General features: G+C 38.7%; 14 protein-coding genes. 13 read left to right on the top strand and 1 reads right to left on the bottom strand.

Annotated elements, in window-relative coordinates; all coding sequences use genetic code 11:
- The 5 genes from P9211_RS07370 to P9211_RS07350 all read left to right on the top strand — a co-directional run.
- A partial coding sequence (locus tag P9211_RS07370) for a metal ABC transporter substrate-binding protein (RefSeq protein WP_012196074.1) occupies positions 1-1,118 on the top strand: 1,118 nt, incomplete at its 5' end.
- A gap of 49 nt (positions 1,119-1,167) precedes the next feature.
- On the top strand, positions 1,168-1,500 hold the full coding sequence (locus P9211_RS07365; protein ID WP_041391210.1) for a hypothetical protein: 333 nt from the start codon (positions 1,168-1,170) through the stop codon (positions 1,498-1,500).
- Positions 1,497-2,879 carry a CobW family GTP-binding protein gene (locus P9211_RS07360; RefSeq protein ID WP_012196072.1) on the top strand — a complete coding sequence of 461 codons (1,383 nt, stop codon included), beginning with the start codon at positions 1,497-1,499 and terminating at the stop codon, positions 2,877-2,879. The genes P9211_RS07365 and P9211_RS07360 overlap by 4 nt, the downstream gene beginning before the upstream one ends.
- The gene (locus tag P9211_RS07355; protein ID WP_041391207.1) at positions 2,867-3,937 is read left to right on the top strand and encodes a WD40 repeat domain-containing protein; all 1,071 of its coding nucleotides are present in this window, start codon (positions 2,867-2,869) and stop codon (positions 3,935-3,937) included. The genes P9211_RS07360 and P9211_RS07355 overlap by 13 nt, the downstream gene beginning before the upstream one ends.
- A gap of 132 nt (positions 3,938-4,069) precedes the next feature.
- Entirely contained in the window at positions 4,070-4,552 is a 483-nt protein-coding gene (locus P9211_RS07350) for a hypothetical protein (protein WP_012196070.1), read from the top strand.
- Between the two features lie 156 nt (positions 4,553-4,708).
- Here P9211_RS07350 and P9211_RS09985 read toward each other — a convergent pair whose 3' ends face one another.
- Complete coding sequence (locus tag P9211_RS09985; protein WP_012196069.1) at positions 4,709-4,834, bottom strand: hypothetical protein; 126 nt, start codon at positions 4,832-4,834, stop codon at positions 4,709-4,711.
- 191 nt (positions 4,835-5,025) lie between these two features.
- On the opposite strand from P9211_RS09985, the gene P9211_RS07345 reads away from it, so the two are divergent.
- From P9211_RS07345 to P9211_RS07315, 8 genes are all read left to right on the top strand, one after another.
- Complete coding sequence (locus P9211_RS07345) at positions 5,026-5,220, top strand: hypothetical protein (protein WP_012196067.1); 195 nt, start codon at positions 5,026-5,028, stop codon at positions 5,218-5,220.
- Between the two features lie 53 nt (positions 5,221-5,273).
- On the top strand, positions 5,274-5,570 hold the full coding sequence (gene clpS, locus P9211_RS07340) for an ATP-dependent Clp protease adapter ClpS (RefSeq protein WP_041391604.1): 297 nt from the start codon (positions 5,274-5,276) through the stop codon (positions 5,568-5,570).
- 954 nt (positions 5,571-6,524) lie between these two features.
- Positions 6,525-6,668: a high light inducible protein gene (locus P9211_RS07335; protein WP_012196065.1), complete on the top strand. Its 144-nt coding sequence runs from the start codon at positions 6,525-6,527 to the stop codon at positions 6,666-6,668.
- A gap of 91 nt (positions 6,669-6,759) precedes the next feature.
- Complete coding sequence (locus tag P9211_RS09815) at positions 6,760-6,933, top strand: hypothetical protein (RefSeq protein ID WP_012196064.1); 174 nt, start codon at positions 6,760-6,762, stop codon at positions 6,931-6,933.
- A gap of 47 nt (positions 6,934-6,980) precedes the next feature.
- A complete protein-coding gene (locus tag P9211_RS07330) occupies positions 6,981-7,088 on the top strand; it encodes a high light inducible protein (RefSeq protein WP_012196063.1) in 108 nt (35 codons plus the stop codon).
- A gap of 666 nt (positions 7,089-7,754) precedes the next feature.
- Positions 7,755-8,207 carry a peroxiredoxin gene (locus tag P9211_RS07325; RefSeq protein ID WP_012196062.1) on the top strand — a complete coding sequence of 151 codons (453 nt, stop codon included), beginning with the start codon at positions 7,755-7,757 and terminating at the stop codon, positions 8,205-8,207.
- 274 nt (positions 8,208-8,481) lie between these two features.
- Complete coding sequence (locus P9211_RS07320; protein WP_012196061.1) at positions 8,482-9,132, top strand: type II secretion system protein; 651 nt, start codon at positions 8,482-8,484, stop codon at positions 9,130-9,132.
- Positions 9,125-9,454: a hypothetical protein gene (locus P9211_RS07315; RefSeq protein WP_012196060.1), complete on the top strand. Its 330-nt coding sequence runs from the start codon at positions 9,125-9,127 to the stop codon at positions 9,452-9,454. Before P9211_RS07320 ends, P9211_RS07315 begins: the two co-directional genes overlap by 8 nt.
- Positions 9,455-9,564: the final 110 nt, after the last annotated feature.

Raw genomic sequence — 9,564 nt, 5'->3', positions numbered from 1 at the left:
ATGACCACGACGATCATGACGATCACTCATCTGCTAAACATGATGACCACGACGATCATGACGATCACTCATCGGCTAAACATGATGATCATGGAGATGAAGCCTTTGAATGGGCTGGTGTCTTTGAACTTTCACGAGGAACATACAAATGGTCTTTTGCAAAAGTCGATGGAGACTATGCGGACCCTGCAATGAAAATGGTCATTCTTAAATCTGGGGATATTGAAGCATCAGAAGAACTTGCTGAAGAATTATTAGAGTCCAAAAATTCAGAAGTTAAACGCAATAATGACAAACTTGTTGCACAGGGAAAAGCCTATCTTCTTACATTTAATGAGAGAAAAGACAGCACAACATTCAATGTAGAAATTAAAAAAGCTGGTAAATATGCATTCTTTACTGAGCATATGCCTTTTGAGTTTGAAGCCAATGAACATTTCTTTAAAGATGTTTCAGGCGATGATATTGAACCGATAGCTCAAGTTCCAGATGAAGGCGGTGATCATCATCACCATGATCATGGTGGACTAGATCCCCATGTTTGGCACGATCCTCATAACATCATCAAAATGGGGAATGTCATTTCTAAAAATCTCAACACGAAAATTTCATTCTTTGATAGAGAAACTAAAAAAGTTTTAAAAGAAAGAACTCAATCTGTTAATTCTCTTTTAGAAGACTTAGATCAATGGACTCAAAAACAAGTAGCGACAATCCCTTCTAATCAAAGGACGATAGTTTCTAAGCATAAAGCTATGGAATACTACGGGGATGCTTTTGGTTTGAAAACTATTAGCTTATTAGATTTTCTTGGTCATTCATCTAGCCTTAGGCCTCAGACCATTTCTAAAGTAATCACAGAGCTAAAAGAATCAAATGTACAAGCTATCTTTGCTGAGCAAAACCCTCCTTCAAAGCTATTGAAAAACTTAAGTAGACAAACTTCTACCCCTATAGCAAAACAACAGATTTTTGTTGATGGTTTAATGCCTACAGGAAATACTATTTCTGTCGCTGTTCATAACACATGTACAATCGTTGATTCTTTGGGTGGTTCCTGCAATAAGAAAGCAGGTAATCAATTAGAAAATAGGTGGGATTCATTAACTAAACGTTAATGTAAACATCTTAACCTTCTGTTGAAGCTCACATTCAACTTTAACTAAAATGTCTAAAGCTAAAGGTTTAGAAACTTACAAAAAATACTGGGAAGGTCAAGCAAGTTTCATGGATCAATCACCATGGAACCAGCAAAAAATATTAAAGTTAACTCTAACAAATGATTTTGAGAAAAATATTCAAGAACTTGGATTTTCTAATCACTCTCTTGCAAGAGAAGGTGGGAAATTAACTTTACGCTTAAAAGTTCCCTACAACTACTCTGAGCTTGATGATTTTGAGGAAAAGGCTATCGAACTATTGGACATCGATAAAAATTACTTAATCGATATGAGCTTGACCAATTCTAATTGTACTAAAGACTTAACCAAAGCAAAATGACCGTCGAACAAAAAGTACCTGTCACCATCCTTACGGGCTTCCTCGGCTCTGGGAAAACCACTCTCCTTAATCGGATTCTGAGTGAAGAACACGGTAAACGAATCGCTGTAATCGAAAATGAATATGGTCAAGTTGGTATTGATCAGGGTCTGGTCATTAATGCTGACGAAGAAGTCTTTGAAATGTCCAATGGTTGCATTTGTTGCACCGTTCGTGGAGACCTGATTCGCGTACTGGGAAACCTCATGAAGAGACGAGATAAATTCGACTATGTGTTGGTTGAGACAACAGGACTTGCTGATCCTGGCCCTGTTGCTCAGACATTTTTTATGGATGATGAAATCCGTAATGAATTTTCTCTTGATGGCATTGTTACTCTCGTTGATGCGGCTCATATTGATCAGCAACTCGGTCGCAGTGATGAAAGCTCTGAGCAGGTTGCATTTGCAGATGTCCTGGTCCTAAATAAAACGGACTTAGTCTCTGATGAATCTCTCGATATTCTTGAATCACGACTACGAGATATGAACCGTATGGCTCGTGTTGTGCGTAGCAAGCAAGCGAAGGTGTCTATTGATACTGTGCTAAACCTGAGTGCTTTTGATCTAGATCAGGTGTTAAAGCGTCGACCCACTTTTCTTGAGCCAGAATATCCATTCGAGTGGACAGGTGTCTTTTCTCTTGAGAAAGGTCGTTATGAACTTAGCCTCGAAGAAGGTCCTGATCCCACTATGTCTCTTGTAGTTCTGGAAGACCAGGGGATTGACGAAGCAGCTCTTAATGCTGGTGCTGAATCTTGCGTAAGACTTTACGCTGACTCTGCGGAACTTCTTCATCCGGGAAGCACAGTCCCACTTGAAAAACATGTCAGTCTTCAGCTTCAGTCTAATGGGCGTAAATCTTTCTTTTTAGAACTTGATAACCCTACTCATATTGGGCTGTTCACCCAGCACACAGCAGAGGAATTTGATATCAAAGTATCCCGGCTTGATACTTTAATTGCTAAAACTGAAAGTGATGGCAAAAATGATGCTTTGGTCCAACCTGAAACTGAGCGGACTTGGGTAGCAGAGCATGAACATGATGATGAAGTTCGCTCAATTGCTATTGAGCGAATAGGTGATGTCGATCCAGAAAAACTCAATAACTGGTTGAGTCGACTCCTGTCAGAAAAAGGTGTAGATATATTTAGGACAAAAGGGTTTATAAGTTATGCGGGTGAATCCAGGCGAATGGTTTTTCAAGGGGTTCATATGCTCTTCACTGCTCAGCCCGATAAAGAATGGGGGAATGAACCTCGCCATAATCAATTAGTGTTTATCGGTCGAAATCTTGATGAAGAAGAAATGTGTCGGGAGTTCGACAAGTGCCTGGTGTAGAAGGATTCCCCCCCCAGGGGATGATTCACGAGGGCTGGAGTGCTGAAGTTGAAGACTATGTCATGGTTTGTGGGTGGATCTTAGGTGGCAAAGCACTCTTAGCAGGTGATGTTGCAGGTGGACTTTATTTATTTGAGGGTAAATCTGGAACCCCCCTTTGGCAGAAAAAAGAGGTCCATAAAGGAGGCCTACTCGCATTGTCTATACACCCAGATGGAGATATTTTTGCAACTTCAGGACAGGATGGACGTGTTCTTATTTGGAATAGCGAGGAAGGTGAGCCAACCAACGTAATAGAGCTTGGAGACGGTTGGGTCGAACACCTGAGATGGTCATTACATGGACGTTTCTTGGCTGTAGCCTTTTCTCGCAGAGTGCATGTATATGGGATTGATGGCCACGAGCATTGGAAATCAGGAGAACACCCAAGCACTGTTAGCTCGATCGCTTGGTCAAAGTCGAATGAATTAGCAACAACATGCTATGGCCAAGTAACTTTTTTTGATGTAGTTCGTGATGAGGTTAATCAAAAGTTTGAATGGAAAGGCTCACTTGTTTCTATGGCTCTTAGCCCTGACGGTGATGTTGTGGCCTGTGGCAGTCAAGATAATTCTGTTCATTTCTGGCGTCGCTCAACTAACGAAGACTCAGAGATGACTGGTTATCCAGGCAAGCCAAGTCAATTATCTTTTGACCAAACCGGTAGACTCCTTGCTACTGGAGGAAGTGATGTCATAACAGTTTGGAGCTTTGAAGGCAAGGGCCCTGAAGGCACTGTCCCTGGACAATTATCTCTTCATGCTGAATCGATTTCTAGTCTTGCTTTTTCAAATCAGGGAATGCTTCTTGCTTCAGGAGCTAGAGATGGTTCAGTTCTTGTTTGGTTTCTCAAGAGTAATGGTGATGGTGACCCACTTGGTGGAGCATTCGCAGGAGAGCTTGTCTCCGCAATTGCCTGGCGACCTGATGACTGTGCTTTGGCAGCAGTAAATTCAAAAGGAGGCATTAACGTTTGGAATTTCAAAATGCGTACTAAATCTTCCCCTAAAGGGTTCTGAAAACATTAAGCTCACGCTTCGTTAGCCAATCAGTTGCGAGACTTTCTCTTTCTTTTGAGTTCAATGCCTCATAAAAGATATATTTGTTTAAATAATCTCCTAGTTTTAATTGTGAGGATCAAGGGCATTTACATGACGAGGTTTTTTAAAATAATTTCTTTAGTTCTTCTTCTTGTTCTGATTCAGTGCAATCCTTCTCCTGTCAATGCGTGTGTCGAAGGTTTGTCATGGGGTATGGATCTTCAAAGTGTAGAAAGACATCTAGGCGTGTCATTAAACCCTGTACAGGAAGAATTAAGTAAGGACCTTTTTGAAGTCAGCGATTTTCAGATGAGCGGGTTACCTGTAAATAGAGTTCGTGTTCGTGTCGAAGATGAGTATGGTTTGAAACAGCTTGCTTATGAAATGGATTATGAAAATATGACTGAGGTATTGGCTGGATTAAGACATCGTTTTGGTCCTCCAGTTGGAACAAGTGTTGATATTGATGGAAGATCTCCTCAGCAACAATGGATTTGGCATACAGGAGAAGATGTTATTACAGCAGTTAAGAATGAAGACAGACCTTTTTTACTTTCTTATCGACCATCACTTTTAGACCCTTCTTTCCTTTGATTGATGAGGGGATATTTAGGAATGGATTATTGTTTTAGTGCCTTATAAACTGTCCCTATAACTTAGGGCTCGTACTTCATGATCCAGTAGTTAATTTCAGTCATAGTATGTAATCTTAGCGATACTCGATGGTTGGAATGGAGTTGGAATGAAACCTCATTCTTCCATCTCTTCTTTGATCTGCTTGTAATAAGCAACTTCTTCTGGATCTTCTGAACCAAGACCATATTCCATAGTTGCTGCGATATAAATTTTGTGTTGTCGATGAGGACTAAGCGTCATCTAACTATTGCTCCAGTATTTCAAGATTGATAAAACAGTGATCGTAATGACTCCGTATGTCCAAATAGTCCCACTGTTATCAGATAGTCTTTCCATCCATGGAGGAAGCCCTTTGTTGTCGATGATCAGGATGTAGATGAATCCAAGAATTAATAGAGGAAGGATCAGCGCTAGGAAGGGATTCATTCGCAATGTCACTGATTACTTCTATTATCTCTTATATGGAAACACCTAAATGGATACCTTCAGAAGAAGAACGTGAAGTAATGGAAGCGGTATGGATGCAAATTAAAGGAGCATGCGAGAAACTAAAAGAAGAAACCAATGCTCAAGACGAGCACATCAGAAAGATGCTTCAAGAAATGGCAGACCGTTATTACTCATGATGGATAAAAAAATAATGACTAGACATACAAAGGATTTTGTAGCAACAACAGCCATGAAATTTTCAGCTAATTCAACTACTACAGTCTTAGACCCAAAGACAACAAAAAAGAAATATCCAGAAGCAAGGATAATAGTTCTAGATGATAATTTTAATACGTTTGAACATGTGGCAAATTGTCTCGTGACAATCATCCCAGGAATGAGTGAAAAAAGATCATGGGTCCTTGCCGTCGAAGTAGATAGGGAAGGTTTAGCGGAAGTATGGAGAGGTCCGCTTGAACAGGCAGAGCTATATCATCAGCAACTGATCAGCAAAGGATTAACAATGGCACCAATTGAAAAAACATAAAATTTATCACCCACATAGAAACTCTCAAATATTTATGAAATATCTTCAAAGCCTTGCCCATGGGCTACGAAATAAAGATGCTTCTAGAAATGAAAGAAAAGTTGGAATGAAGTTGGAATGAAATTATCCGATTCCTTTAAAACCCAGTCATTCACTGATCTTACGTACTTCATTAACCAGTAGTTAGGTTCAGTCATATCAAGGGGCTTGGGTGAATTGCAGTGTGTGAATATTGTGTGAATGGATTTCTGCAATTTCTTCTGATCCATTCCCACCACTCAGATGCACTTGTTCATTAGTGAGTGAAGATCACAACAGGTGTTTATACTCTTTGCGAGTTGTTTTTAGTTGATTAGAAATTAGATAGGAGTCCGAGCTCGTTGGTATTAAAATAAGAGCTGGACTCAAAGGGGGACATCGAAATACGTCCCCCTTTTTTATGTCTAAAAATATTTTTAGGTGGTTCGCTTTTATGTGAATAAAATGATTTACCTTTACCTATCAAGTTATTTTCTAAGATCTAAGCGACTTGTTTAAAGCTTTTGGGCGCAATCTTAAAGTTATCTAATGAGCCTTGGGTCCTATCTTCATAGAAAAAATATTTACATAATATTCAATAATTTTTATAAAATGTGCCTAAATCAGGAAATTATCTTTTAGATTTTGAAGTTAACTTTTAACTAAAGCTGATATTAATTAAGGTTATTTTGCCATATAAAAATAGTTTTATTGATTTATCTGTAGCAATTAAATAGTATTTAAATTTAATATAATGCTCTATTTTGAGCTTTTACAATATGAATAAATCCTTTAAGAGTCAACTTTTCAGGACTAATTCTCTTCCCTGGCTCTCAAAAGTGGAAACACAATCTACACACTCCGTAATATTATCTGTTATAGTTCTTAACAGGTCGAGTTAATCGGCTCACCTTCTTTCAAGCTTTATTTAATCAAATGAAAAAAGTATCACAAAAAACGCCCGTTGAGCCTGAAAAGCTTATTGCAGAGCGTATCAATGGCTGGGCTGCAATGATGGGTTTTTGGGCCGCTATTGGTGCATACCTAACAACAGGTCAAATTATTCCTGGCCTTGTATAGAAATGGAATTCAATCCTTTCAAGCCTTTACAGCAATTTGCTCAGGCTACTTACAAAAAGATCTTTGCAAATTAGTTTTGGAGAGGTCTTAAATGGGAGTAGGTAAATTATTCCTTGCATCTATTTCATCGGGAGTTATCACTTTAGATGAACTGCAATGGATTGCTAGAAACCAACTAAGGTTCTCTAGATGCGAACAAGCGGCAGCTTTAAAGCTAGGTTATTTATTGGACTCTGGCCAGCTAAGCCTAGGCTGTCGGCTTTGATTTATGTACTAATTCTGAATCATTAATTCACTATCACTTTTTATACCATGACACCTGACGCAGAAAAATTTAATGGCTGGGCTGCAATGCTTGGCTTCGTTGCAGCCTTTGGCGCTTATGCCACTACAGGCCAAATGATTCCTGGAATTTTTTAAGAAATTACAGCTGCAACTCCTTTACTTACTACTAAGAAAAGCTTGGTAGTCACTAACATTCCAAGCAAAACATGTTTACTTATTAATCTCCAATGCAATTAGAAGAAAATTCCACCAACTATACAGAAGATGATTAAAGGCTAATTTAAGATCGGCAATGGTTGGGTTTATGGCACTTCTTTATAGCTATAGATTAATAAGAAAAATACTTCCAGTAGTTTTCTAATAACAAATAACTACTGGACTTTAGCCTAAAGAAACAATGATAGATTGACTATGATTAGTTTCTTTGTACTGATCATGAATTGTCAATTCTTTTAGTTTTGTCAAAAAGCATTTTGAAAGAGCTTAATGGACTCGAAGCTTAATTAACTAAGAATCTATTTTTTAATCTTTTACAAACTTTGCATATGACTCAAACAATTCTTAATTCTAGAAAGACACCATTTCACTATCTAATTGAATTTGGCTTCTTTTCTGTGATTGTTTTCACTGTTGTATTCCAGAGAATTTTATGAATTTTTCTTCATTCCTTTTTATTATCTCATGGACTGGATTGTTTTATATCGGGAACTTACTTTGGAGAGGTTTATCTAGTGATGTCAGTTCTCTTTAGTGATCAGACTCTTCAAAATTTGCTACAATTTATTCCTTGCTATTCATCAAATGTCTTTAAACATTGGAGATAAACTACCTGATTTTTCCCTATTTGACCAAGAAGGAAAAATTAGAACTAGTAAGCAATGTAAAGGTAAAAAGCTTGTTTTATTCTTCTACCCTAAAGATGATACGCCTGGATGTACGGCTGAAGCATGTGGTTTTAGGGATAAGTATGATTTATTTAAATTATTTGGAGCTGTTGTTTGGGGAGTTAGCAATGATAATCAGTTAAGTCATCAGAAATTTGCTGAGAAGAATAAACTTCCTTTCCCTCTATTGTGCGATGAAAATAATTCATTGAGAACGCTGTTCGGGGTACCTAAAGTCCTTGGGTTGTTGGATGGACGAGTAACTTATTTGGTTGACTCCACAGGGGTGATTCGTCATATCTTTAATGACCTGTTAAACAGCACCAAACACGTCACGACTGCTTTAGAAATACTAGAAGAAATTAAGTGAATATTAAAAATAAGAAGTTATTCTCTCGAGACTGCTTGAAGATGCAAATGTTTGCTTGTGTAGGGATTGCTTATGTAGTCTAAATTTGGCTCATATTTCATGATCCGGTAGTTATCTATTGGTGATGAAGGTGTTCCCATTCGAGAATCGTGTGGACTGAGTAAAGTCTCAATCTGATCTTTATAAGTCTCTATACATAGCTAGCTATAAATTTTCAGAGCATTGGAAACTTGTTTTTGTTTAGATAGAATCAATAATTCCGTGATGTTGAGCTATGGATGTTGAAAAGAACAAAGCATTTACTTTGATTGAGATGGCAGTGGTAATTGCTGTTCTTTCCATATTAAGCACTTTATGGGGACCTAATTTACTTCGATTGGTTCGTAGGGGAAATTCAGTTAGTGCAGGACAGGCTATGCGCCAGATAAGAAATGAATGTGAAAGCGATTATGTTTTTGGATCGCCCGGTACTTTTACACCTAGAAGAATCCCTCAATATTCATTGACCGGTAATTGTGACTCTGCGAGTGCAATCCCTAAAGATGAAAAAAATAACCCTACATATAGTTATACCTCAGCAACTGGACTAATAACTTGTAGCTATAAGAACGCAGAATCAACTTCATTCCCAAGCTGTAAGAAACTAGCCTTAGGAAGAAACGATGCTTCTTCTAATGACTTGGCTGCACTTTCTAGCTCAGTAATTGGTGCGCAAACAATAGACGAAGATCACAATGAAGGAAATTCTGCTGATCTTCCGAGTTTTTATTTCCTTAATGACGGCATGGGCATGGTTTCTGAAGGGGCTGCAAGGTGCGGCTACTTCAAACATAGTATCGCAACTGAATGGCAGCCTTTGAGTAGAAGAAGACCCGTACAACTTTGGACAAGCCCTGAGCGCCAATCCACCAGCAATCATGGTTAACTCGCCCTCTATTGGACATGTTTGGTCTGACAGAGGTCCCTGCAAAGCAGTAAGGATTCCCGCAAGCTTCTTTGAAGGAGGCGTTCTTCCTCGCCCATTTGAAATCAAAGCTTCAAGAGGAATTCTCCCAAGGGAAGAACTTTTGAATGACCCAGGATATAGAGTTGATCAGCTCGAGGGCTTGGCACCCAGAAGGTTATTTGATGCAGAGGGTTACCCAATAGCAATTATTGGAACAGATGTCGACCTGGAGTGGTTAAAGCAAAGGTACCCAGATGTTGACACATCGATTACTACCTTCGGAATAGATGATCCACGGTGACAAGTAGGCTGTTTTTGTTTAGCCGAAAACCTGCAGGGAAATACCTTAATCAGCCATATTCTCCAGCAACCTCAACCAACCCTTCATTACTCTTTTTGTGAAATTGAGCT

It is taken from the genome of Prochlorococcus marinus str. MIT 9211 (assembly GCF_000018585.1).
Lineage (GTDB): Bacteria > Cyanobacteriota > Cyanobacteriia > PCC-6307 > Cyanobiaceae > Prochlorococcus_D > Prochlorococcus_D marinus_B.
This window is presented reverse-complemented; position numbering and strand designations above follow the sequence as displayed.

What these genes read in the sequence shown, in the direction of transcription:
- P9211_RS07365 (WP_041391210.1), top strand. Translation starts at nt 1,168, where the DNA reads ATGTCTAAAGCTAAAGGTTTAGAAACTTACAAAAAATACTGGGAAGGT.
- P9211_RS07360 (WP_012196072.1), top strand. Translation starts at nt 1,497, where the DNA reads ATGACCGTCGAACAAAAAGTACCTGTCACCATCCTTACGGGCTTCCTC.
- P9211_RS07350 (WP_012196070.1), top strand. Translation starts at nt 4,070, where the DNA reads ATGACGAGGTTTTTTAAAATAATTTCTTTAGTTCTTCTTCTTGTTCTG.
- P9211_RS09985 (WP_012196069.1), bottom strand. Translation starts at nt 4,834, where the DNA reads ATGACGCTTAGTCCTCATCGACAACACAAAATTTATATCGCAGCAACT.
- P9211_RS07345 (WP_012196067.1), top strand. Translation starts at nt 5,026, where the DNA reads ATGTCACTGATTACTTCTATTATCTCTTATATGGAAACACCTAAATGG.
- clpS (WP_041391604.1), top strand. Translation starts at nt 5,274, where the DNA reads ATGAAATTTTCAGCTAATTCAACTACTACAGTCTTAGACCCAAAGACA.
- P9211_RS07335 (WP_012196065.1), top strand. Translation starts at nt 6,525, where the DNA reads ATGAAAAAAGTATCACAAAAAACGCCCGTTGAGCCTGAAAAGCTTATT.
- P9211_RS09815 (WP_012196064.1), top strand. Translation starts at nt 6,760, where the DNA reads ATGGGAGTAGGTAAATTATTCCTTGCATCTATTTCATCGGGAGTTATC.
- P9211_RS07330 (WP_012196063.1), top strand. Translation starts at nt 6,981, where the DNA reads ATGACACCTGACGCAGAAAAATTTAATGGCTGGGCTGCAATGCTTGGC.
- P9211_RS07325 (WP_012196062.1), top strand. Translation starts at nt 7,755, where the DNA reads ATGTCTTTAAACATTGGAGATAAACTACCTGATTTTTCCCTATTTGAC.
- P9211_RS07320 (WP_012196061.1), top strand. Translation starts at nt 8,482, where the DNA reads ATGGATGTTGAAAAGAACAAAGCATTTACTTTGATTGAGATGGCAGTG.
- P9211_RS07315 (WP_012196060.1), top strand. Translation starts at nt 9,125, where the DNA reads ATGGTTAACTCGCCCTCTATTGGACATGTTTGGTCTGACAGAGGTCCC.